Below are 23782 nucleotides of genomic sequence, written 5' to 3'. Positions count from 1 at the left end.
CGCCCGTCCGCTGACCCGGCCCGGGGCCCCGTCGGAGGCACGCGCTCACGACGGGGCCCTGGCGCGTCCACCGGCCCGGTGGCCTGCCGCTCCGGTGATGTCGGGACGCGCCAGGAAGTAGTGGCTTCGCCGGTGAGGCGGCGAGCCATCAGGTCGGTCATGGCCAGCTGGATCATTGCTTCGGACCGGGCTGGGAGGGTTTCGTAATCGCGGGCAAGACGCGGGGGGGGGAACATCAGCCACCCGTACATGCGCTCCACGCACCACCGTTTCGGGAGTGGAGCGAACCCCTCGGTCCCCGGGGTGCGTTGGACGACTTCCATGTCGATGCCGAGGGTGGCGGCGTGCTCAACGAGGTGCTGGCGGTAGCCGCCGTCGACCCACACCTCGCGGACGGCGGGGTGGGCGGCGGCGACCTGGTCGATCAGCTGGGTGCCGGCGACGGAGTCCTGCACGCTGGCTGCCGTGACCAGCACGGCCAGCAGCAGGCCGATCGTGTCGGTCACGATGTTCCGCTTCCTGCCTATGATCTTCTTTGCCGCATCGGTGCCCTGACTGGAGGCGGGGACGCTGGTGGCGGTCTTCATGCTCTGCGCGTCGATCACGCAAGGCCGACGGTTCGGTATCGCGGCCCTCCTGCTGGCGTAACAGGCTTCGCAGCAGGCCGTTGAGCCGGGCGAACACGCCGCCCTTCTGCCACTTCGCGAAGTATCCGTAGACCGTCTCCCAGGGCGGGAAGTCGTGCGGCAGGTAGCGCCACTGCACCCCGGTGCGGTCCACATACAGGATCGCGTCCAGGATCTCGCGGAGGTCGTGCTCGGGCGGGCGTCCGAAGTCCAGGGCCCGGCCACGGCGCTCGAAGTGCCAAGCCGCCAAAACCGGCTCGATCAACTCCCAGCGGGCATCGGACAGGTCACTCGGATACGGACGTCGCTCACTCATGACCTGGACGTACCGTCCCGAGCCGAGTGCGCCCAGGCGCGCGGCACCGGCCATGGAAGCACGGCATGGAACAGGGCGTCTTGGAATGAGACAGGCGCAAGCGGCATCCGAACTCAGGGGTCACCCCGTCTGGCTCCCGCAGCGCCACCGCAGTGAGGGGCGATCAGCCGTCGGCCTGCGCCGGTTTCCTCGGCCGGCTGGGGGTGGCGCCTTTCCGGGCGAGGCGCCTGGTCATGAGGGTGATGGCCGCCCAGGTGATCTGGGTTTCGGAGTGCTGGATGAGCCGTTGAGCAGACGGGCCAGTTCGTCGTCGACGTCGACCTTGCCGGTGTCGACGGCCGTCTCGATCCAGTCGAATGTCGCCCGGACGCGGGCAACGTTCTCGTGCACGATCGTGCGTTCGTCGTCGTTCAGGGTGCGGTCGCGCAGGCCGGGAACGGTGCGGCCAGCGGCTGCGACCAAGGAATGGCAGGCGGTAACCAGGTCCAGGAACTCCACCGACCGGTCGATCGCGCGGACTGCCGGGGCGACGGGACTGGTGCGGTCGAAGTCCTCCCGGGCTTGCCGACTATGTTCGACCTGGGCATGGTTGACCTGGAAGCGGGCGGTGTCGTCGCTCATCGCCTATAGGGCGACATCCGGCCTGCGCAGCAGGCTGGTCTCGGCCGTCGCCGCGACCGACTCGTCGCGGGTGAATTCCTCCACCACCCGGACCTTGCCGTAAAAGACCGGATAGTGAACGAAGTTGGATGAGGGATGCGTTCGCATAGCGATTACTGAGACCTTTCGCCGAACGGTACCTCTCGGCGCCTCCAGGCCCTCACCTTGCACCGCGGCGAGCAGAACACCGCATCCGAGCGGCGGTCGACGCCGGCCACCCACCGGGCCCCGCATTCCGGGCACTCCGCCTCGCCCGTACCGCCCTGAACGGCCACCAGCCGCTTGCGCAACCGCCGTTCCCGACGCCACTGCCTGGACCGACACACCGACGAACAGAACTCCGCTCCGGGCCGGGCCGCACTCATCATGGCGGCACTGCCGCCGCCACGATGAGCCGACCGGTGAGCGGCAGTGGCCTGAGAACCTGGTACTCCAGTGTGACTTCCTGATCGGGTGTTTGGATGCCTCGGCGGGTCGACGTCATTGCCCGATGGTTGAGGTCGATCTGCCGCTGACCATCTGCTGTCAGCGAATCCGCCTGGCCGGGCGGTGATCCCAGTGCTTGTGTGTCGGTATGGAGATCCTGGTTCTGGGCGGAACGGCATGGGTGGCTCGGGAGCTGTCGCGGCAGGCGATCGAACGCGGCCATCGGGTGACCTGCCTCGCGCGTGGCGAGAGCGGAGAAGTCGCGGACGGAGCGACACTGGTCGCCGCCGACCGGCGCGATCCGTCGGCGTACGAGCCCCTGCTCGACCGAGAATGGGACGCGGTCGTCGAGGTGTCATGGCAGCCGGGCTTCGTTCGTGGAGCGCTCGACGTGCTGGGCAGCAAGGCCGGGCACTGGGTGTATGTCTCGTCCGGCAACGCCTACGCCGCCCATGCCACGCTGGGGGCGGACGAGTCCGCGGCCCTGCTCGCCCCGACCGACCGGAGCGAGGTCGACCGCGAGTTGTACGGCGAGGCGAAGGTCGCCTGCGAGCAGGCGTCGACGGCCGCTGTGGGCGACCGCCTCCTCATCGCACGAGCCGGGCTCATCGGCGGCCCAGGCGATCACAGCGGGCGCTCCGGCTACTGGGTCGCCCGGGCCGCACGCGATCCGCGAGGGCCGATGCTGGTCCCGGACACACCGGCCGTACCCACCCAGGTGGTCGACGTGCGGGACCTCACCTCCTGGCTGCTCGACTCCGCGGAGACGGGGACCACCGGCACGTACAACGCTGTCGGCCCGGTCGTTCCCTTCGAAGAGTGGATCGAGCTGTCCCGCGCCGTCGGCGGGCACACCGGTCCGGTGGTCACCGCCGAATCGGCGTGGCTGCTCGCCAACGGCGTGGCCCAGTACATGGGGTCCGAATCGCTGGCGATGTGGCTGGTCGAGCCGGGCTGGGAAGGGTGGTCGGCGCGGGACGGGTCCTCGGCACGCGCCGCGGGGCTGCGTCACCGGCCTCCGGCGGAGACGCTGGCCGACACGCTGCGTTGGGAACGCGAGCAGGGGCTGGACCGGGAAAGGCGTGCAGGCCTCAGCGCCCAGCGCGAGCGCGAGTTGCTCGACGCCCTCGGCTGACAGCGCTGGACCGGTCTCGCACACCCGAGCGTCTCTACTGGCGCCTTCCGTTCTGACTTCCCGATCCCGTGGTGGGCCCGGCCGAGAACCGGTACGGCCACCGCGTGATCATCGAGGGTTGGGCGGACTCTTGAAAGTCGTGCGGTGGCGATAGGCCATAGGGTGGACCCTGCCCGCCGGCGGGCGATGTTCGACCAGGTTATGGCCCGAATCGCGGGCCGGTTCGGGCGAGTTGAGCCCCGGGCCGCGGCCCGTTCCTACCTGCCCGGGCTGCTGTCGAATGTCGAACGGAAGAACTGCGACGTGTTCCTCCCGCTGGCCTGAGTGACCGGCGACGAAGCCTACGGACAAGGCCCCCAGCTGCGTGCCGCCCTCGAGGCACGCGGCCGGCTACGTGCCGGCCGTCGCGTGCTCGATGCGAGTGAGAATCAACCACGGCCGCACTGCCGTCCGCGCGGACACCGTCGCCGCCCGACTGCCCGCCACGGCCTGGCAGCGGCCACAGCGCCGGCAACGGCGCGAAGGGCCGCGGTACTACGGCTGGGCCTGGATCCACACCGGCACCGACAGCCACCACCAGCTGCTGATCCGACGCACAACGAACCGGTCCACGTCGCCGGTGCCCGCTGGAGCATCGAGGAATGCTTCCAAACGGCCAAGGGCCAGGTCGGACACGACCACTAGTGCCGCGGCAGGCAGCGTTTGCCCGTCAAGGAGCGGCGTCCGGCGCGTGCTCTCGGCGTGCCGGGTGCAAGCCCTCGTACTGGATGTACTTGGGCTTGTGCCCGGTGCGCCGAGAGTGCGTGCCGGGCGTCGCGACGGGGCGAACGTTGCCTGCCGCGGCACTAGTTAGTGAGACACCGAGCCTGACTGGGTCAGGGTCTGCCGGCACCCGGTGCGGGTGCCGCGAACGCCACAACCCGCCCGCTGGGTTGCCGCGACTCGGGTCCGCCCCAGGTCTGGCCGACGACGAACAGACGGGGATCGTCCCCGCGGCTGAGCGCGCAGGCGAAGGCGCCGCGATCCAGGTCGACTGTAGCGAGCACCTCACCGCCCTCGCGCACACGAACACAGTGCTGGTTGCCGACGTCGGCGTACCAGACGGCGCCTTCGGCATCCACGCAGATTCCGTCCGGGTGGTCGTCGGGTGTCTCCGCCCACACGCGCCGGGTGCCGAGGTCGCCGTGGCTGCCGATGTCGTAGGCGGTGAGCCGGTTCGCATACGACTCGGCAACGATCAGCGTGGCACCGTCCGGGCTGATCGCCATACCGTTGGGAAACGCGAGGCCGTCGGCAATTTGATGGACGTTGCCTTCCGGCGTGACGAGCACGATCAAGCCCGGCGCGAACTCACCGCCGGGAAAGTCGAAACCGATGGTGTTGACATAGGCGTTGCCCCTGTCATCGACCACGATGTCGTTCCACGGCTTCTCCGAGACCTTGGAAAGGTCGGCATGCTGGACGAGTGATCCGTCCGGCTCATGGCGCAGCAGCCGTCGTTGTGCCGAGTCCACGACGAGCAGTCGCCCGTCGGGGAGGAAGTCGATGCACATCGGGAATGACGGGACGGTTACCACCACCTCATGGCGTCCGTCGGCGTCCAACGCGATCACCTGGTTCGCGCCCCAGTCGGAGAACCAGAGTTGCTCGTTGTGCCAGCGCGGTGACTCGCCGAACACGACGCCTTCCATCAGGACCCCGAGCGCGCTCATCACTCTTCTCCTCTCGCTTCGTATAGGGACAGACCTGCCCAGGCACCAGAACTCATCGCGGTCCGCACTGCGATTCGGAATCGTCGAGGCGCGCAGGTGGAGGCCGGCGAGGTAGTTTCCGGGATCTTGTCGTACCGGGTGGCGATGCCTCGTGGGCGCGATTACCGCGGGACGAATAGGCCTTCTCGCCTGCGACGGCTTCCGCTCGGGTGCTGGGAGGGGCGGTCGACGGGCCTGCGGACCCGGACCTTCTCCACCACGGGGATGAACTGTGAGCTGTGGGCTGTGGGCTGTCTGCTGCCTGGGCGGCGGTCGGCGACGAGGGGGACCTTGCTGCTCTGCCCGGCCTCGTGAATGCCTGAGGAGGAGGTCGAGCCGGATGCTGCGTGAGCCGCGCGAGGGGGAACGGTTCCGCCAGGGTGGTGTGCTGGTGCGCAAGGCCGGGCAGCCCGCGTGATGCCCGCCCGCGCGGGGCCGCCGGGCGTCACGGGTGGAGCCGGACGGGTGGGGTGGCCCCGGGAGCGGCGGCCGTCGGCAGATCCTGGTCGACGGCCGTCAGGAGGCGGGCGACCAGGGGGTTCGGGTCGTCCTGACGCCAGGCGACGGCGACCCGGGTACGGGCGGCGCCGGGTCCGATCCCGCGGAAGGCGACCCCTTTGAGGCGCAGTCGGCGGATGCCGGCCGGGGCCAGGGAGACGCCGAGGCCGGTCTCCACCAGGGCGCAGACGGTCTGCCACTCCACCGTGTGCTGGGCGATCCGGGGCGTGAAGCCCGCGGCGGCGCACAGCCCGGTGATCCGGTCGTACAGCCCTGGTCCGGCTTCGCGGGGCAGGAGGACGAAGGGCGAGTCCGCCAACTGTCCGACGCGGACCGCCCGCTGTGCCGCGAGCGGGTGCCCGGAGGGCAGCACGGCCACGAAGGGCTCGCTCAGGACGGTCCGGAAGGCGAGCCCAGGCTCGTCGGCGGGCGGCTCGCGCAGCAGGCCGACGTCGATGTCCTGGTCGTGCAGGGCGGCGATCTGCGGCGCGGTGGTCATCTCGTGGATGTCCAGGCGCACGTCGGGGAACCGCTCCCGGAAGGTGCGCAGCAGGCCAGGCAGGACGGTGAGGGCGAGGGAGGCGGCGAAACCGATCCGCAGCCGCCCGGCGAGTCCGCCGCCGACCGCGCGGGCCGCGGCCAGGCCGTTCGCGAGGCCGGTGAGGGCCTGCCGGGCGGCGGGCAGCAACTCCCGGCCCGCCGGGGTGAGCCCGACGCCCCTGGGGGCGCGGGTGAACAGCGCGTGGCCCACCCTGTCCTCCAGGCGGCGGATCTGCTGGCTCAGCGGGGGCTGCGCGATGCCCAGGCGGGCGGCCGCGTGGCCGAAATGGAGTTCCTCGGCGAGCACGACGAAGGCGTGCAGTTGCTGGAAGGGGAGTTCGGGACGGTCCATACGCCTATGCATATCAGCCCGGTCCTTGATGAATATTGGACGTATCAGTGCAGGTCACCTAGCGTTCGGCGCATGACAGAGCGACTGACGGAACTACCGGCGGAGCGACGGGCGGAGCGGCTGGAGCAGAGGGAGCGGCGCGCGATCCTCAGCGGTTCGACGTTCGAGGAGCGAATCGGCTATGCCCGGGCCGTGGTGGACGGCGACTTCGTTCACGTTTCCGGGACGACCGGTTTCGACTATGCCGCCATGACGATCTCTGACGACGTGGTGGAACAGGCCGAGGAGTGCCTGCGCAACATCGAGGCGGCGCTGGGCGAGGCGGGCTGCACCCTCGCCGACGTGGTGAGGGTGCGGTACATGCTCCCCGACCGCGAGGACTTCGAGCCGTGCTGGCCGGCCTTGCACCGCGCCTTCGGCGCGATCCGCCCGGCCGCGACCATGCTGGTGTGCGGCCTCTCCGACCCCCGTATGAAGATCGAGATCGAGGCGTACGCCCGGCGGCCTGCCCCGTGACGGCCCGCCCGACCGCCCCTGCCCAGGGCGTGTCCGGCAAGTGATCTCGGGGTTGGCGGAGCCAGAGGACCAGTGGTGCGAGGTGGATTCCCGCCCGGTAGCGGGTGGCCGGCTTGTCGTGTCGTGGCGCGATCGCCCGCAACCGCCTGGGGCCGGCGAAGTGGCGTTCGACGACGTTGCGGGCCCGGTACGGCGGGCGGTCGAGGGCCGGCAGCCTGCCGTCGGCCGGTCCGCGCCCGGTCGGCTCTGTCGTTCGCGCGCTGTCGGATGACCGCCCGGATACCGCGGCGCCGCAGCCCTGGCGGATCGCCCGCCGCCCTCTCTCGGCGCGCCCGGGCCGATCAGGCCGCCGAACTGCGCAGCGCCTTGCTGCGTGTCCGATGGAACCCCCTGAGTGCAACGAGGCCTGATCGATGACCATCGCCGCTGTCCATGTCCGCCGTCTGGTGGCCCCCCTCCACACGCCGTTCGTCACTGCCCTGGCGCATCTGACCCACGTCTCGACCGTCGTCGTCGAGATCGTGGACCGCGACGGGCGCTCCGGCTTCGGTGAGGCGCCGGAGGTGTGGACTGTCACGGGATCCTCACTCGCCTCCAGCGAGGCCTGCGTCACCGAGGTCTTCGCCCCGCTTCTCATCGGTCGCGACGCCGATGACCTGGTGGAGAACTGTCGCAGCGTCAGCCGCGCCGTGGTCGGCAACGAGCCGGCCAAGGCCGCGGTGGACATCGCGCTCCACGATCTCGCCGCGGTCCGCCTCGGGATCCCGCTGGTCCGACTGCTCGGCGGCTCCCGGCTGGTGGTGCCCACCGACGTGAGCCTTGCAGTCGGCACGGTGGACAGCCTGGCCACGGCGGCGAAGAGCCGGGTCGCGGAGGGATTCGACGTGCTGAAAGTCAAGGTCGGCACGGACGCGGCCACGGACATCGACCGCGTGACGGCAGTCCGCCGGGCGGTCGGTCCCGAGGTGAGGATCCGTCTCGACGCCAACCAGGGGTGGACGCCCCGCGAGGCGGTACGGGTCATCCGCTCGCTGGAGAACACCGGCATGGGGGTGGAGTTCGTCGAACAGCCGGTGGCCTACCGGGATGTGGAGGGCCTGGCCTGGGTGAGCGACCGTGTCGAGACCCCGATCATGGCGGACGAGTCCGTCTTCGACGTGCGCGACCTGGTGGAGGTCATCCGCCGGCGCGCTGCGGACCTGGTCAACGTCAAGCTGGCGAAGAGCGGCGGACTCAGCACCGCCCGTACCCTCCTCGAACTGGCGCGAGCCCACGGCATGGGCACCATCCTCGGCTGCATGCTGGAGAGCGAGATCGGCACCGGCGCCGCGGCCAGCCTGGTAGCCGCCTACGGGACCACGATGGTGAGCGACCTCGACGCAGTGTGGTGGCTCCAGTGCCCCGCCGTCGTCGGCGGCATGCGCTACCAAGGCGCCACGGTCGTTCTGCCCGACGCGCCGGGCCTGGGCATCTCCGGCCTGGTCGCCGCAGAATCCCGGGAGGCCACGGAGGCAGGGGAAGCCACGAAGACAGATGCTGCAGGCGCCAGCGGGGCGGGATCTGTGCTGTGAGCTGCGGTGACAGCCTGTTCTTCTGAAAGCAGCTGCAGGGCGACAACGAGCACGCAACGGACAGGCGGCGACGCTGCCGCCCGATGACGTTCGCCACCTACCATCCGGAGGGGCAGGGGCCTCACGCGCGCCCCAGGCAGGGGGCTGATCATGCGGTCGACCACTTCACGGCGGGTGTTCCGGCGCTTCGTCGGTGCCGTCGCTGCCGGCGTGGCCCTGGCCGCAACCTCAGGGTGCACTGTTCCCGTCGATGCCGTCGCCGGCATCTCGGTGACCGGCGACGGCCATCTGCTCGGCGTCATGATGGTCTGCGGCCATCAGATCGACGGCGCGACCCTCTACGTGGACAACGCCGACGTCGACAAGGCGGTGACGGTCGGGTCTTGGACCGCCGACCGCCCTCTCACAGCCGGTCTCGCCACCTGGACCCTCGATTCTCCTGCTGCTGGTTGGACCGCGACCAGGTCCCTCACCCCGCTCACCGACAAGACCACCTATGCCCTCTACGGCTGGACCAAGGACAACTCGTGGTCATCGGGGAGCGTCTCCTTCACCCTGACCGATCGGGACCGGCTCACCCCGGGGCAGGTCCTCTACGACAACATCTCGGACAATGGCGACGAATCCACAATCTCCGTCCCTCTGGCGAAGTTCAAAGCCAGGGCCTGCCAGAACATGTAAACGCCGCGGCTCCTCCTGCCAGGCCGAGGTACACCCGCCGTCGACAGGCACGCGCCCAACCTTCGCCGCCACAGGACACGATCGCGATCTGCAGCCGACGATCCACATCACCGAAGGCCGTGCACTGACCGCACTCCCACTGATCATCGAGTGGCGAGACGACATCGGCGGCGTCGAAGCCGATCTCGCCTCCGCCTGCCGGTCGCGGTACCGGTACCGGCCCCGGCGCGACGGCGACGGCGTATGACGCATCACGCGGAACACCTCGGTCCACGGAAAAGACACCCTCCCCCGCCCTTGCCGGGCACGGCCAGGAGCGCGCGCGTGGTTGGCGCAGGGGCCTTCGGCGAAACCATGGCCTGTCGGCCAGGGCGATGACGCGGTCGGCTCCGCCTTCTTGCGGTTCGTCCGGCGGTGCCGGGGCGGAACGCAGGCAGCCGCGGTTCCGGCAGACGCACTGCTTGGCGGCTTCGCCCAGGTTGTGCCACAAGTGCCGTCGATCGGCAATTCGTTGGGCCTGCGGTGCACCACGGGTGGCTCCTTCGGCGAAGCACCACCGGCTCAGCCGGGTCTCAGGGCTGCCGAGAATGCGCAGCGCCGGTCAGGGTGCGGCTTGGCGCCAGGAACGCAGCCGTTCGGCGATGCCGTACGAGTCCAGCCGTAGCCCCCGGATGTCGTAGATCAGTTCCCGCCAGAGCTCGAACTTCGTGTCCACGCGTTCTCCGGAGGCCTCCAGGTAGGCGATGGCGACGCTGTATCCGTACACCTCGTTGCGGGCCGGGAGCGGGCGCAGCAGCACGCACTCCTCCAGCATGACCGCAGCCCGCCAGAAGGCGTCGGGATGGTGCTGATCATGCCTGGGAGGGTCGACCCGGTGACGCTGGGCCATGCCGACGAGCACAGAGAAGTCGTTGACGGTCAGGTCGTCCCGGAGGATCTCTTCCTGGCGCTCGAGGAACCACCGGTAGTCGACGTACACGACGGGAGGCACAGGTCAGGCCGCCCGCGAGGTGTCGTGGGCGATGGACGGCAGCCCGCCGAACTCGGCGTCGAAGGCATCCATGACGCCGGGCTCGCTGATAGCGCGGCGGAAGGCGGCGGTCGCCGTCTGCAGGGCCCGCTCCTGTTCCTTCTCCCCCGCCACCTTGGCGAGGTAGGCCTTGACGGACAGGCCTTCGGCGGCGGCGAGACCCTGCAGGGTGTCCCTGGTATTCGTGTCGACCTTGACAGTGGTTTCAGCCATACCCGAAGTATCCCGCACGGTATACGCGTCGCGCTACCGCCTCCGCGATTTCGCCCGCCCACGGGCGGTGCCATGGGATGCCGGAAGGCCGGGGGGCGGCGTGGAGCGCGGGGAGGAGTTGGAAGCGGGCGGGGCGGTGTTTGAGCGCGATCTTCTCGGGGTGGTCCGGCACGGTGAGCCTGCCGGGGGTGCAAGTGCAGGTGGACATCGGGCACGGGTTGGCTTCGACGAGCTTGTGTGGTCGGTGATCACGCCGATTCATGTCGAGCCGAGCATGGCGGGGACGTCAAGAAGGGCAAGGAAGGCGGTCGCCGCGGGCGTGGGGCTGACGCGGCCGCAGATGACGTATTCGACGCGGGCCGGCGCGTCAGTGACCTCGATGGTGGTGACGCCAGTGAGCTGAGACGCGTACGCGGAGGGGAGCATGGCGATGCCCAGCCCCTGCCCGACCAGCCGAGCCAGGAAGTCGGCGTTGGTCACTTCGAAAGCGACGTCGCGGCTGAGACCGGCGGCCGAGAAGGCCTGGTCGGACTGGACGCGTCCGGCTGTGTTGGCCGGCAGGTCCACGAACACCTCTGAAGAAAGCCTGCGAAGGTCGACGGTCGGTTCCTCGGCGAGGGGGTGGTCCGGCGCGACGACGGCGACGAGCAGGTCACGGGCGAGTTCACGGGCGTCGACACCTTCGGGTCGCGCGGTGGTCGGCAGCCCGAGGAAGGCCACTTCGAGGGCGCCTTCCTTGACCTGCTCGACGAGTTCCTCGCTCGCGCCCACGCGCAGGCTGATGCGCACGTCCGGGTACCGCCGGTGGAAGTCGCGCAGGACGCCCGGGATGTCGACCGCGGCGACGCTGGGGATCACGCCCACGGCGAGCCGTCCGCGTACCTCACCGACGGCCGCGGCGACCTCGGCGGCCGCGCGCTCGGCGGCGTCCAGGCACTGACGGGCGGCGGGAAGGAACGCCGTACCGGCCGGTGTCAGCCGCACCCGGCGGCTGGTGCGCTCGAAGAGCCTCGCACCCAGTTCCTTTTCCAGGCGTGCGATCTGGTGGCTGAGGGCGGACTGGACGACCAGGCATCGCTCGGCGGCCCGGGTGAAACTGTTCGTTTCGGCGACGGCGACGACATAGCGCATCTGCTGGAGCTCCATCGATCCATCTTCTATCGCGATCAATTGGATGACAAACATGTGTTGGACTCATTGATTGTCGCCGGATGAGACTGCGGGCATGACCAGTCCAGCAACACAGAGAGTTCCCGCCGGGACCGTCGGCGGTGTTCCCCGTGGACATCTGCCGCGTGCCGTCCTGACGGCGCTCACCCCCATGGCGTGGGGCACGACCTACATCGTCACCACTGAGCTTCTTCCCCCGGGACACCCCCTGTTTGCGGGACTGCTGCGTGCGCTGCCCGGCGGCTTGATCGCCCTTGCGCTCACCCGGACGCTGCCGCGCGGAGGGTGGTGGGGGAAGGCCGCGACACTCGGCGTGCTGAACATCGGCCTCCCCTTCCCGCTGCTGTTCCTCGCGGCCGAACGCCTGCCGGGCGGTGTGGCCGCCACGCTGGCGGCGGCCCAGCCGCTCATCATCGCCCTCCTGGCCGTGGCAGTCCTGCGTGAGGCGCTGTCCGCCTGGCGTCTCATCTGGGGGCTGATCGGCATGGCCGGCGTCGGCCTGGTGGTGATCGGGCCGAGCGCGGCGTTCGACCACGTCGGGATCCTGGCGGCCCTTGGCAACGCGGCGTCCATGGCGCTCGGAATAACACTCACCAAACGCTGGGGGCGCCCTCCCGAGGCCGGCCCCACCGCGTTCGCCGGCTGGCAGCTCACCGCGGGAGGGCTGTTCCTGCTGCCCATCACGTTTGTGGCCGAGGGGGCACCTCCCTCCATCGACCTGACGGCCGTCCTCGGCTACCTCTGGATGGGCCTGCTCGGCGGACTGATCTCGTACGTCCTGTGGTTCCGCGGCATCACCACGCTGCCCGTCACCTCGGTCGCCGTTCTCGTCCTGCTCTCGCCGCTGGTCGCCGCGGTGCTCGGCGCCGTCGTGCTCGGCCAGACCTTCGGTCCGGTCCAGCTCCTGGGCTTCGGGCTCGCGCTCGCCGCGATCGTCGCGGGACAGCTGCCCACCTTCACCCGCTCACGTGGCTGATCTTCAACGGAAGGATTTCGTCATGCTACACAACAAGACCGACAAGACCGTTCTGGTCACGGGCGCGACCGGCGGCCAGGGCGGCGCCGTTGCCCGCAGACTGCTCGACAACGGCTGGACGGTACGCGCCCTCGTCCGTGACCCGGCCAAGCAGGGGGCCAAGGACCTCAAGGCGCTCGGTGCGGAACCGGTCACCGGCGATCTCGACGACGCGGAGTCGCTGCGCGCGGCGGCGCAGGGCGTACACGGCGTCTTCAGCGTGCAGCCGGCCGACATGACCGACCCGCACCCCGAAGTCGAGGTGCGGCAGGGCAAGAACGTCGCCGACGCGGCCGCAGCCGCAGGCGTCGCGCACCTGGTCTACAGCTCCGTGGGCGCCGCAGAGCGTAGGTCCGGCGTCGCCCACTTCGAGAGCAAGGCGGAGATCGAGGCGCACATCGATGCCGTCGACGTGCCCACGACGGTGCTGCGGCCGGTGTTCTTCATGGAGAACTGGATGTACATGGTGCCGGAGGCAGAGAACGGCGAGCGGGTCGGTTCGATCGCGCTGGACGCGGACATCTCGCTGCAGATGATCGCGCTGGCCGACATCGGCCGGATCACCGCGGACGTGTTCGACAAGCCGACCGAGTTCATCGGCGAGAAGATCGAGATCGCCGGCGACGAGCTGACCGTGCGGCAGATCGCCGAGGCGTTCAGCAGGGTCGACGGCATCCCGACTCGCTTCGAACGGCAGCCGATCGAAGAGCTGCGGGCCGAGGCCGAGGAGATGGCGAACATGTTCGACTGGTTTGCGGAGAAGGGATACCAGGCCGATATCGCCGCACTCCGCGAGAGGTACCCAGAGCTGCTGACCCTCGAGTCGTGGCTGCGTAAGAACCGGTAGCGTGACGGCCCGCGCGTCATCATAGTCCTGGGCCCCCGGGAAGCACGCCGCCGGAGCGACCTCGTGGCTCAGGCGGACTGTCCGAGGCCGGGGACCGGTCAGGTCCCTGCTCGCGCAGCAGCGTGAAGCCGACGACGACTTTCGGGTCGAACGCCTCGGCCTGGATGCCGAACTCGTGGGTGCGGTACTCGCCGAACCAGTTGATGTGCTCGCTCGGGTACGGCGAGATGTGCGCCAGGTCCTCCGGATCGATCTCCCCTTCCGGAGTTGCGAGGGTCGGGGCTGATGCCAGGCCGACATGTGCCGTCACACTCCGATGAAGCTGACCGTTTCCGTCATGTCGGCTCGCCCGGTACGCAGCCGTGGCACGCCCTCCTTCTCGAATCCCACCGCGACACCGCAGAACAGCACGAGCCCGTCGTCGGCTCCGACGATCTGGCTGACAGTCCTGCGATACGTCGTCCACATCACCTGCGGGCAACTGTGCAGTCCTTCCGCCCTCAGTAACAGCATGATTGTCTGCAAGTGCATCCCCGCGTCCCCCCACTGCCCTGGCCCCATCGCCTGGTCGAGGTAGCAGAACAGCGCGACCGGCGCCCCGAACGCCTCCGAGTTCAAGGCGGCGATCTTCATGGGCCTGTCGGGGTCGTCGCGCTCGATCCCCAGAGCTTTGTACCGCTGGGCAGCAGCGGCGGAAAAACGGTCGGCATACGGCGCGGTCAGTTCGGCCGGGTACATCGGAAACTCCCGCTCATCCCCCGGGTCCCCCGCCCGTGCCCTGGCCGTTGCGCGCCTCTTCAGCTCGGCCAAGGGCTCGCCGGTCACGACATACACATGCCACGGCTGAAGGTTCCCGCTCGACGGAGTCCGCGTCGCCGCGGCCAGCACACGTTCGAGTATTTCTTTGGATACTGGCGCATCACTGAACGCCCGCACAGCCCGGCGACTGTCCACAGCCTCATACACATCCACGTCCGCTCTCCCTCTCACACGACGACAACCACCTCTCTACCGTCTTCAGCACGTACAAGACGCAACAGGCGAACTGGATCGCACTTCGATCTGTGGCAGGCGGCAGCGCTGTTCCTCGGCCTGCCGATGCGATCGGACTCCGGCTGCCCCACGAGGCGGTGGACCCGTTCGTCGGTGATCGGACGAATCACGGAGCGGGCTCCCGGACGTCACCGGTGCGGAGCGCGATCGGGGTGAAGGTGGGCTTCCCCAGGCCGACGTGCGGGACCTCGTCCGTACGCTGGACCTCATGAGCGGCGCCGCCCGTGTGAATCGCCAGGGCCACTCGGCGGGATCCCTCGGTGAACGGAGGCTTCGTTCTTCTCCGTACAGGTGAAGGGAACGAAAACGCGCCGGGTGCTGTCTCATCTCGGGGCTGGGGAGAGTGAGCGAGGTGGCACCGTGCGGCAACAGCGTGGACTGGTCATCGGCAGAGACAGCGCCGTCCGCGAGGTGGCGGATGTCCTGTGCGCGACCGGTGCGGCGGCGCGTGTCCTGCTGGTCACCGCAGGAGCCGGGGTGGGCAAGACCGCTGTGGTGGAGCAGGCGCGGCGTTCGGCGGTCCAGGTCGGTGCCGCAGTGGTGCGGCTCGGCTGGGAAGACGAAGACGCCGAGGAAACCACCGATGTGACCGTCATCGCCGCCGGATGCGGCCTGGTCCTCGCCGACCCCGACGACTGCCTGCTTCCTCTGCCCAGTGCCCACCGGGCACGACTGGGCTCCGCGGCGCGGGAGGGCGGGGTGAGCGGACTGTCCGCGTTCTCCGACGCACTGGCCACAGCAGCCCGCCAGGTGCCGTTCGCGCTGATCGTCGACGGTGTCGAGCGCATGCCGCGCCACATCGCCGAGGCGTTGGGCCTGCTCCTGCGGATCTTTCGCCCGCCCGGCGTCCCCGTGGTGATGGCCGGCCGGCCTCAGCCCGGGGCGGACCCCGGCCGCGCCCGGTTGACGGCCGCCGCCGACCAGGTCCTTGAACTGCCGCCACTGCGGCAGGCCGATGTCGCGACGCTCGTCGACATCCACGTCACCCGGCGATTCGGCCGGCCGGCCGAACCCGCTCTGGCGGACGCCGTGTCGCGGGCCCTGGGCACCCTGGCAGGCAACCCGCAGGCCGTGCTGTCGGTCCTCGACGCCCTGGACGAAGAAGACCTGCTGGAACTCGACGGCCGGATGTGCCTCACGCGCGCGGAGGAACATCTGCGACTGACCAGCGAGGAAGCCTTCCTCCTCGGGTTCGGCCGGCCCCACGCGCCCCCGTACCCCGAGATCGTCAAGGCGGCGATCGTCACGGCCTGCGTGCTGGACCACGCGGACGTGCACGTCGAAGACGTGTTCAGGCTGACGCCATCGGCCGACGCCCGAGCCCTCGAGTACACACTGGGCCGCCTGATCACGGACCGGATCCTGAACGCGGACCCGCAGGGCCGCCTGTCGTTCGCCGTCCCGGCGCTCGCGGCGGCCCTGCGGACCCTGCCCAGCCGGCGCGACGTGCGGGGCAGGTCCGCACGGTTCGTCACGTCGTTGACGGACAAGCTCGGTGCCGAGGCCACCGGCAGCAGCTACCCGAGGCTGGCCGATCGCGTCGCGGCCGCCGGCCCCCGCCTCGACGATGCCCTCGCGGTGCCGCTGCTGCTGGCCGCGGCCCGCCAGGAGGCCAGGACCAACTGGCCCCGCTCGGCCCGCGCCTACGCAGCCGCGCTTCACCGGCTCACACCGCAGGACGAGCGCACCCCTGGTGTGCTCCACGAGGCGAGCAGCCTGAGCCTGGGGCACGGCGATCACGAGGGGCTCCTGGCGCTCGGCGAGCCACTGCTCGAACTTCTGGACACGCCGCGCACCGAACACACCGAGGACGCCGGGAAGCCGGCTGGTCTGTCGAGCGTTGCCGCCGCATGGGCGTGGGCGGCACTTCACGAACACCGAGCCCCCTGCACCGATGACGTCCACCCCCGCTCCGGCGAGATGGCTGACCGGTTTCCCGCCGCGGCCGGCCTGGCGGCACTCGGCAGCCTGTACGGCATCGGCCCGCTGACTCCCCGGCCGACGACGGCCGTCCGCTGTGGCACGGACAACGATCCCGAGCACCGCCGCGCGCCGTTGCCCTCACCCGCTGAACTGCAATTGGTGGCCGCCGCGGTGGGCGGCCACACCGAACTGAGCCGAGCACAGCAGAACCTGCCCCCGGACGCCGTCGCCGACCAGACACTGGACCGGCTGCGCCACGCCGCCGCCTACGCAGACCTGGCCGGCGCGCTCGCCGCCGTCCTCGGCGACCGGTACGTCGCGGCCTCCGACGGCATCGCCGTCCAGTACCGGGGCATGGTGCGCGACTACCTGGCGGGGAACTGGGACGCCGCGCTGGCAGCCGCCCGCCGCATCGAAGTACGCAGCCGGACCCACGCCACGGCGGGCACCCCGCATCTGCCACGGGCGCTGGCCGCAGAGATCCACTGCACGCGCGGGGACGTCACACTCGCCACAGCGTGGCTCGACCTGGTTCCCGACACCCTCACTCACCCCCTGGCGGCGCGGGCGCGGCTGGCCGTCCGGTACTGGTCGGGCCGAAGGGAGGATGCGCTGGAGGAGGCCTGGCGTGACGCCCGGCAGGCACGCAAGAACGGCCAACTCGGCGGCGTTGAACGGCTGCTGCTGCGCATCCTGTCGCTCGCCGCCTTCGAAGGCAGAGCGCAGACGGTCCAGCGGGCCGTCGAGGAACTGGAAACCCTGCACGAGGAGGCAGCCACGCTCATGACCCATGAGACTCTCTTCCTCGGACGTGGCATCGCGCATCACGACGCGGACAGCGCACTGACCGCCCACCGTTCGATCCAGCGCCGAGGTGACGTCCACCTGAGCGTCATCTCCAGCCTCTGCCTGACACACATCGCCGACGACCCCCGACGCTGGCTGACCGAGGCCATACGCAACGCCCACACCCTCGGCATGGGACGTCCCTTCCGCACCGCCGTCACCCGTGCCGCACAGCAGCGCAACATCCCCATACCGAGACTCCGCCAAGGCCACGAGAAGCTGACCGAACTCGACATCAGGCTGGTACGCATGGTCAGTGACGGCGCGACCAACCGGCAGATCGCCGCAGAACTCGCCTTCAGCCAGAAGACCGTGGAACAGCGGCTGACACGACTGTTCCAGCGCACCGGCTCCCGCTCCCGGAGAGAACTCACCGCCGCCTGGCTCAACGGAAGCCTCACCTCGTCCGGCATCGCCTCCGACCCTTCCAGCCCGGACGACCACTGACCCCGCGGACACCGACATGCTCCCGAGCCGACCCACACTGACCGCGCCGTCGGAGGGCCGTCGCGGGCCCGAGGTGATCGATGCTGCGGTCTGCGGCCGACGTCGACACCCCGAACAGCGGCGCCGGCCGCCGCATCGCGAGGTTGGTCCGCCCGCACGCGGCGACCGGCAGAACCCGGTCCGCCGGCGGAAGGGTTCCAGGGCTTCTTTTCCGGACCGGGCCGGCGGGAGTGACCCCGCCGCGGGAACCGAAGGCCGCGTCATCACGTCCTCACCGCGGGCTGGAGGGCCGCGAGTGTATCGTCAGGCTCATGCCGCTTGTCGCTTCGGTTCCCGCTGGTCAGTGCCATGAGCGTCGTCCCTGACCCGTCGGCCGACTGGGCGGCCGGCGGCGTCGTCGCGCTCACCGGACGTGCGGACGGACCGCCCTTGGTACCGCCCGGGCGCGCGGCTACGTATGCCCGGGAACTCAGCGACCGCATCCACGAGTTGACCGCACGCACCCGGGCACCGGTGCAGGTCGACGGTGCCGCGCTGCTCGCCGAGCGGGCCGCGTTCACCGGTCACTCACGCCGGGGCCGCATATCGGCGGGCGGCGTGTGCCGGCTGCTTCCCACCGCCGACGGCTGGTCGGCTGTGTCGTGCGCCCGTCCGGATGATCCCGCGCTGCTCGGCGCCCTGGTCGGGGCCCCGTTGACCGGTGATCCCTGGCCGGTGGTCGCGGCATGGGTGCGCGACCACACCGGGGCCGAACTGGCAGAGCGGGCCGAACTGCTCGGGCTCGCCGCCGCCCCGGTCGCGTCACCGGCGCCGGTCCGCCCCGCCGCGTCGCCCCGAGCTCCTCTCGTGCCCCGGCCGGTCGCCGGTCTCCTCGTGGTGGACTTCAGTGCCCTGTGGGCCGGACCGTTGTGCGGTCACCTGCTCGGCCTGGCCGGAGCCCGCGTGGTCAAGGTGGAGACACCCACCCGCCCCGACGGGGCCCGCCGTGGGCAGCCCGACTTCTATCGGCTGCTGCACGCCGGGCAGCGGTCCGTCGTCCTCGATCCTGACACCATGTCAGATCGACGTGCTCTGGCCGCACTTGTCGCGTCCGCCGACATCGTCATCGAAGCGTCCCGCCCCCGCGCACTGGCCCGCTTCGGGCTCGACGCGCACGCGGCGGTGTCCGCCGGAACGACGTGGATCTCCCTCACGGCGGCCGGACGGGCGAGCGAACGGATCGGCTTCGGCGACGACGTCGCCGCCGCGGCCGGGCTCGTCGCCCGTGAGACCGACGGCACCCCCCTGTTCTGTGGCGACGCCATCGCCGACCCGCTCACCGGACTCGCCGCCGCCGCACGGGCGTTGACCGCTCCCGCCGACGGCAGCGGCTTCCTGCACGACATCGCCATGACCGAGGTCGTCGCCTCGACGCTGGAGCATGATCAAGGACCCGCCCCGGCCGCCCGGCGCTCCGGGACGGGGTGGGTGGTGGAGACCGCCGACGGGTTCGTCCCCGTCGCGCAACCCCGGCGGCGCGAGCCGGCCGGAGACGCGCCAGGCATGGGCGAGCACACCACCGAGGTGTTGCGCGGCCTCGGGATCCCCGCGCCATGAGCCGGCTCCTCCGCGTCACCGATGTGCTCCTGCAGGACGCCGAGTTGACGGAGGGCCGCCGGGCCGACGTGCGGGTGGCCGGCGGACGGGTCGCGGAGGTCGCTCCGGCCCTGTCCCGCCGCCCTGGGGAAGAGGCCGTCGACTGCCGCGGGGGTGCTCTGTTGCCGGGTCTGGTGGACCACCATCTCCACCTGCACGCCCTCGCCGCGCACCGGCAGTCGGTCCGGTGCGGACCGCCCGCCGTACGGGACCGGGCCGGCCTCGCCGCGGCGCTCGCCTCCAGGGCCCCGGACGAGCACGGCTGGATCCGCGGCGTCGGCTACCACGAGACGGTCGCCGGGAACCTCGACGCGGTCGCGCTGGACCGGATCCACCCGAGCCACCCCGTACGCGTCCAGCATCGCAGCGGCGCCCTCTGGATCCTCAACTCCCGTGCCGCCGAGGCGGTTTCCCTGTCCTCCGGTGACCATCCGGGCATCGAGCGCGGCGCCGACGGCGCACCCACCGGCCGCCTGTGGCGCGCCGACGACTGGCTGCGCCCCAGGCTTCCACGCACCCGGCCGCCCGAACTCGCCGCCGTCGGTGCGGAGCTCGCACGCCTTGGTGTCACCTCGGTCACCGACGCCACGCCCGACCTCGCCGCGGAAGCGCTCGCCGCCATCGCCGACGACATGGCGACCGGAGTGCTCCCGCAACGGGTTCACCTGCTGGGTGCACCCCTCGACGCGCCGCCCGCCGAGCTCTCGCCACGCCGGCCGACCGTCGGTCCGTACAAGATCGTCCTGGCCGACTCGGGACTGCCGTCCCTGGACGACCTGGTGGAACGAATCCGTGCGGTGCACGCCGCGGGCCGTGCCGTCGCCGCGCACGTGGTGACCCGCGAGGCGCTCGTGCTGCTGCTGGTGGCGCTGCGCGAGTCGGGCGGGCTGCCCGGTGACCGGATCGAGCACGGCGCCCTGGTGCCACGGGAGTTGATCGGTGACCTCGCCGCCCTGGGACTACGGGTGGTGACCCAGCCCGGCTTTCTCGCGGACCGCGGTGACGACTACGCCCGCGACGTGCCCGCCCGCGACCACGCCGACCTGTATCGCTGCCGGTCCCTCGTCGAGGGCGGGGTCCGGCTGGCCCTGTCCTCCGACGCCCCGTACGGGCCGCTCGACCCTTGGGCCGTCATCGCGGCGGCCGTACGCAGGGCCACCCCGGCCGGGCACGTCCTCGCCGCCGAGGAGAGGCTCAGCCCGGTCGCCGCGCTCAACGCGTATCTCGCGCCTGCCGACGATCCCGGCGGACCGCCCCGCCGGGTCCGGGTCGGGACCGTCGCCGATCTGGTGCTGCTGCACACCGGGCGGGCCGAGGCGCTCGCCGATCCGACGGCGGAGTCCGTCCGGGCCACCCTGATCGGAGCCGAGAGGGATCCGGCCGTATCTCCTTGCGACCACCCATGCCTACGTCGCTGACACTGGTGGTGGCGGGCACGCCGTCAAGGAGCTCAGGAACCGATGATCCGCATAGGCGCGGTGCTTGCGTTCGAGCCCGGGCCGTCGCCGCCCATTACTGCAGCTGCGACCATGCGCGCGTCGCCACTGCCACCGCCACCGCCACCGCCACCGCAGCGATTGCGATTATCCCCCGTCGCCGTTCTCACCCTGGAGCGGCAGCGATGAAAGGCTCATTCGGTGCCATACATGTCGAGGGTGTCCGATGGGCTTACGGGGAGGGTCTGTTCCGCCCATATGGTTTTGCCCTGGGTGGTTTGGCGGGTGCCCCAGGCGGCTGTGAGCTGGGCGACCAGGAGCAGGCCCCGGCCGCCTTCGTCGTAGGTGCGGGCGCGGCGCATGTGGGGTGCGGTGCCGCTGGCGTCGGAGACTTCGCAGATGAGGTTCCGGTCGTGGATCAGACGCAGTTGGATGGGTGGGTCGGCATATCGGATGGCGTTGGTGACCAGCTCGCTGACGACCAGTTCGGTGACGAAGCCGGCCTCGTCCAGTCCCCAGGCCTCCAGTTGGGCCATGGCCTCCTTCCGCGTTCGGGCGACGGCGATCGGGTCCGCGGGAACCTCCCAGGTGGCTACGGAGTCGGAACCCAGCGCTTTGGTACGGGCGACGAGCAGGGCGATGTCGTCGGAGGGACGGCGGGGCAGCAGAGCGTCCAGAACGGCGTCGCAGAGGCTGTCCAGGGGGGCGGAGGGGTGGGCGAGGTTCTGGCGGAGCAGGGACAGGCCGGTGTCGAGGTCCCGTTCGCGGGATTCGATGAGCCCGTCGGTGTAGAGGGCGAGGAGGCTGCCTTCGGGGAGTTCGATGTCGGTGGCTTCGAAGGGGAGTCCGCCCAGTCCGAGTGGGGGGCCGATGGGGAGGTCGAGTAGTTTCGCGGTGCCGTCGGGGGTGACCAGGACGGGTGCCGGGTGTCCGGCGAGGGCGATCGTGCAGTGCCGCGACACCGGGTCGTACACGGCGTACAGGCAGGTCGCGCCGACGTCTCCGGTGGTCTCGGCGCCGGGGCCGGGCCGGGGGGCGTCTTTGACTTCGGTGGACAGGCGGGCGACGAGGTCGTCGAGGTGGGTGAGCAGTTCGTCGGGGGGCAGGTCGATGTCGGCGAGGGTGAGTACGGCGGTGCGCAGCCGTCCCATGGTGGCGGAGGCGTGGATGCCGTGGCCGACGACGTCGCCGACGACGAGGGCGACTCTGGCGCCGGACAGCGGGATGACGTCGAACCAGTCCCCGCCCACCCCGGCGTGGGCGCCGGCGGGCAGGTAGCGGGAGGCGACCTCGACGGCGGCCTGCTCGGGCAGTGCCTGGGGCAGCAGGCTGCGCTGGAGGGTGACCGCGGTGGCCCGTTGGCGGGTGTAGCGACGGGCGTTGTCGATGCAGACCGCCGCTCGGGCGGCCAGTTCCTCGGCCAGCACCAGGTCGTCCTCGCGGAACACCTCGGGATGCCGGTGGCGGACGAAGACCACCACGCCCAGGGTGGTGCCGCGGGCGGTCAGGGGCACGGTGATCGCCGAGTGCATGCCGAAGTCGCGGACCGTGGCGGCCCGGCCCGGGTCGCGGGCCGTCCACTCGGTGATCGTGGGGTCGGTCGCCAGGTGCAGCCGGGAATGTCCCGACCTCAGGCTCTCGACCGGCGGGGAACCTTCCGGATAGTCGTCCACCTCGCCCGGTGCGACGACCGCCTCGGGGGTCCCCGGGTTCACGGACCGGTGGGCGACGCGCCGCAGGGGGACGGCGCCGCGGGGCGGCTCCGTCCCCGGGGGCGGCTCCTGCGCGCCGTCGAGGAAGGGGAGCAGGTCGACGCTGACGAAGTCGGCGAATTCCGGGACGGCCACATCCGCCAGTTCCTGAGCCGTCCGCGTCACGTCCAGGGTGCTTCCGATACGGGTACTGGCATCCGCGAGCAGCATGAGCCGCTTACGGGCCCAGTACTGGTCGGTTATGTCATGACCGGCCGTACTCACGCCCAGGACACGGCCGTCTTCGTCCTTCAGCGGGGTGATGAAGGTCGACCAGGCGTGCTCGCGGCTCTCGCCGAGGGCCCTCCCGTAGTACTCCATGAACTGTGCCTCACCGGTCTCCAGCGCCTGCCGGACGGACCGCTCGTACCTGTCCATCTCCGGATGGTCCACAATCTCGGTAGGCAGTAGCCCGCGCGTGTCGTCCGCGGTCAGGAGCAGGACACGGTGGAAGGCCTCGTTGCCCCGGCGCAGGCGCAGCCCGGTGTCGTACAGCGCGATCTGGCAGCCTTCGACCTGCTCGTGGTGCAGGCCCACGAGAGTGTCGTCGCCGGGCTCGGGCCGCAGCCCTGTCGTCAGCGCGGAGACCAGAAACCATTCCCCGGGTCGCCCGCCGTCCGGCGCCCTTCTGTGTGCCAGGACCTTGATCGACAGGCGGTGGCCGTCACGGTGCCGGAGAGCGACCCGCCCGTTCCACCGGGGCAGCTGCGTGAGGGACTGCAGCTCCCGCTCGTCAATCCCCTCGGCCAGCAGACCGGCCGCGGGCCGTCCCACGATCTGCGTGGGCGAGTACCCCAGCAATGCCTCGGCTCCCGCGTTCCACCCGGTCACGATGCCGTGCTCGTCGATGGTGGCCCGCGCGCTGAGCGCCTCGCCGAAGACATACTCGGACGACCCCGGCACCTTGTCGGTAGCCATGCGTCCTCCCACGGTTGCTTGCTACCTCGCTCTCGCGGAGATCTCCACCACTCACGGCGTGGCACCCGGACTCGCACCGCCCGGACGAGCGCGGCATATATCTGTATTATCGCGCTTTGGTCGGTTAGATCATGATCAGGTTGCCGCACCGCCACCGGCCACCGCGCCGCCCTGGGCCGCCGCGGGCGGCAGGCAGGATGTCGGGACCGATCTTCACGGCGCGATCTGCGGAGCTCCGGCGACGGCGACCCCGGGCCCGACGGCCGGCACGACGTCGCCGCACACAGCGGCGACCTGTACGACCTCGTCGTGAACGGACCGGGCACGAGCGGGTCACGGTCTGCGCCGAAGACGTGGGCGACCCGACAGCCCAGGACCCGGCCCTGCGCTTTCCCGGCCTGATGTCGTCGACGGTCGCCTTCCACA

General features: G+C 70.7%; 18 protein-coding genes and 5 pseudogenes. 10 read left to right on the top strand and 13 right to left on the bottom strand.

The genetic code is table 11. The annotated features are described in order from the left end of the window. Window positions 1–107: 107 nt before the first annotated feature. Window positions 108–942, bottom strand: a pseudogene (locus tag ABT057_RS13620) (IS5 family transposase); the annotation flags it as partial. A 231-nt stretch (window positions 943–1173) separates the two neighbouring features. Next, window positions 1174–1659: pseudogene (locus tag ABT057_RS13615) on the bottom strand (DUF6192 family protein); the annotation flags it as partial. A gap of 517 nt (window positions 1660–2176) precedes the next feature. On the opposite strand from ABT057_RS13615, the gene ABT057_RS13610 reads away from it, so the two are divergent. Next, window positions 2177–3163 carry an NAD-dependent epimerase/dehydratase family protein gene (locus ABT057_RS13610; protein WP_352342966.1) on the top strand — a complete coding sequence of 329 codons (987 nt, stop codon included), beginning with the start codon at window positions 2177–2179 and terminating at the stop codon, window positions 3161–3163. 324 nt (window positions 3164–3487) lie between these two features. Next, window positions 3488–3844 (top strand): annotated as a pseudogene (locus tag ABT057_RS49175) (IS701 family transposase); the annotation flags it as partial. Between the two features lie 194 nt (window positions 3845–4038). On the opposite strand, the gene ABT057_RS13605 reads toward ABT057_RS49175, so the two are convergent. Continuing rightward, window positions 4039–4875, bottom strand: a complete 837-nt coding sequence (locus tag ABT057_RS13605) for an SMP-30/gluconolactonase/LRE family protein (RefSeq protein ID WP_352342965.1) — start codon at window positions 4873–4875, stop codon at window positions 4039–4041. A 484-nt stretch (window positions 4876–5359) separates the two neighbouring features. After that, window positions 5360–6304, bottom strand: a complete 945-nt coding sequence (locus tag ABT057_RS13600; protein WP_352342964.1) for a LysR family transcriptional regulator — start codon at window positions 6302–6304, stop codon at window positions 5360–5362. Window positions 6305–6376: 72 nt separating this feature from the next. On the opposite strand from ABT057_RS13600, the gene ABT057_RS13595 reads away from it, so the two are divergent. Further along, window positions 6377–6820 (top strand): RidA family protein, encoded by a 444-nt coding sequence (locus tag ABT057_RS13595; protein ID WP_352342963.1) that lies wholly within the window; start codon window positions 6377–6379, stop codon window positions 6818–6820. Window positions 6821–6851: 31 nt separating this feature from the next. Here ABT057_RS13595 and ABT057_RS13590 read toward each other — a convergent pair. After that, a pseudogene (locus tag ABT057_RS13590) lies at window positions 6852–7116 on the bottom strand (IS5/IS1182 family transposase); the annotation flags it as partial. Between the two features lie 117 nt (window positions 7117–7233). Here ABT057_RS13590 and ABT057_RS13585 point away from each other — a divergent pair. Both ABT057_RS13585 and ABT057_RS13580 read left to right on the top strand, forming a co-directional pair. After that, entirely contained in the window at window positions 7234–8391 is a 1158-nt protein-coding gene (locus tag ABT057_RS13585; protein WP_352342962.1) for a mandelate racemase/muconate lactonizing enzyme family protein, read from the top strand. A 150-nt stretch (window positions 8392–8541) separates the two neighbouring features. Then, a complete protein-coding gene (locus tag ABT057_RS13580) occupies window positions 8542–9072 on the top strand; it encodes a hypothetical protein (protein WP_352342961.1) in 531 nt (176 codons plus the stop codon). 601 nt (window positions 9073–9673) lie between these two features. Here the strand turns inward: ABT057_RS13580 and ABT057_RS13575 are convergent. From ABT057_RS13575 to ABT057_RS13565, 3 genes are all read right to left on the bottom strand, one after another. Continuing rightward, on the bottom strand, window positions 9674–10063 hold the full coding sequence (locus ABT057_RS13575; RefSeq protein WP_352342959.1) for a toxin Doc: 390 nt from the start codon (window positions 10061–10063) through the stop codon (window positions 9674–9676). A gap of 3 nt (window positions 10064–10066) precedes the next feature. Continuing rightward, window positions 10067–10315, bottom strand: a complete 249-nt coding sequence (locus ABT057_RS13570; protein ID WP_352342958.1) for an antitoxin MazE7 — start codon at window positions 10313–10315, stop codon at window positions 10067–10069. Window positions 10316–10573: 258 nt separating this feature from the next. Beyond that, window positions 10574–11461: a LysR family transcriptional regulator gene (locus tag ABT057_RS13565; RefSeq protein ID WP_352342957.1), complete on the bottom strand. Its 888-nt coding sequence runs from the start codon at window positions 11459–11461 to the stop codon at window positions 10574–10576. 79 nt (window positions 11462–11540) lie between these two features. On the opposite strand from ABT057_RS13565, the gene ABT057_RS13560 reads away from it, so the two are divergent. Continuing rightward, window positions 11541–12461, top strand: coding sequence for an EamA family transporter (locus tag ABT057_RS13560; protein ID WP_352342956.1), 921 nt, complete (start codon window positions 11541–11543; stop codon window positions 12459–12461). A gap of 22 nt (window positions 12462–12483) precedes the next feature. Further along, window positions 12484–13347 (top strand): NmrA/HSCARG family protein, encoded by an 864-nt coding sequence (locus ABT057_RS13555; RefSeq protein ID WP_352342955.1) that lies wholly within the window; start codon window positions 12484–12486, stop codon window positions 13345–13347. Window positions 13348–13366: 19 nt separating this feature from the next. On the opposite strand, the gene ABT057_RS13550 is transcribed toward ABT057_RS13555, so the two are convergent. The 3 genes from ABT057_RS13550 to ABT057_RS13540 form a co-directional block, all read right to left on the bottom strand. Beyond that, window positions 13367–13657, bottom strand: coding sequence for a hypothetical protein (locus tag ABT057_RS13550; RefSeq protein ID WP_352342953.1), 291 nt, complete (start codon window positions 13655–13657; stop codon window positions 13367–13369). Next, entirely contained in the window at window positions 13654–14319 is a 666-nt protein-coding gene (locus tag ABT057_RS13545; RefSeq protein ID WP_352342951.1) for a nitroreductase, read from the bottom strand. The genes ABT057_RS13550 and ABT057_RS13545 overlap by 4 nt, the downstream gene beginning before the upstream one ends. A 187-nt stretch (window positions 14320–14506) precedes the next feature. Further along, entirely contained in the window at window positions 14507–14644 is a 138-nt protein-coding gene (locus ABT057_RS13540; RefSeq protein WP_352342949.1) for a hypothetical protein, read from the bottom strand. 116 nt (window positions 14645–14760) lie between these two features. Here ABT057_RS13540 and ABT057_RS13535 point away from each other — a divergent pair, with 116 nt between their 5' ends. Beyond that, complete coding sequence (locus ABT057_RS13535; protein ID WP_352342948.1) at window positions 14761–17616, top strand: helix-turn-helix transcriptional regulator; 2856 nt, start codon at window positions 14761–14763, stop codon at window positions 17614–17616. 43 nt (window positions 17617–17659) lie between these two features. On the opposite strand, the pseudogene ABT057_RS13530 reads toward ABT057_RS13535, so the two are convergent. Next, window positions 17660–17842 (bottom strand): annotated as a pseudogene (locus tag ABT057_RS13530) (IS5/IS1182 family transposase); the annotation flags it as partial. A 122-nt stretch (window positions 17843–17964) separates the two neighbouring features. Here ABT057_RS13530 and ABT057_RS13525 point away from each other — a divergent pair. Beyond that, window positions 17965–19212 (top strand): CoA transferase, encoded by a 1248-nt coding sequence (locus ABT057_RS13525; protein WP_352342946.1) that lies wholly within the window; start codon window positions 17965–17967, stop codon window positions 19210–19212. Then, window positions 19209–20669 carry an amidohydrolase family protein gene (locus ABT057_RS13520; protein WP_352342945.1) on the top strand — a complete coding sequence of 487 codons (1461 nt, stop codon included), beginning with the start codon at window positions 19209–19211 and terminating at the stop codon, window positions 20667–20669. Before ABT057_RS13525 ends, ABT057_RS13520 begins: the two co-directional genes overlap by 4 nt. A gap of 212 nt (window positions 20670–20881) precedes the next feature. Here ABT057_RS13520 and ABT057_RS13515 read toward each other — a convergent pair whose 3' ends face one another. Further along, window positions 20882–23356, bottom strand: coding sequence for a SpoIIE family protein phosphatase (locus tag ABT057_RS13515; protein ID WP_352342944.1), 2475 nt, complete (start codon window positions 23354–23356; stop codon window positions 20882–20884). Window positions 23357–23782 lie beyond the last annotated feature (426 nt).

The sequence above is a fragment of the Streptomyces sp. NPDC002588 genome, assembly GCF_040295925.1.
In the GTDB taxonomy this organism is placed as follows: Bacteria; Actinomycetota; Actinomycetes; order Streptomycetales; family Streptomycetaceae; genus Streptomyces.
The sequence above is the reverse complement of the archived record's forward strand: the minus strand, read 5'-3'. Positions and strand labels throughout refer to the sequence as shown.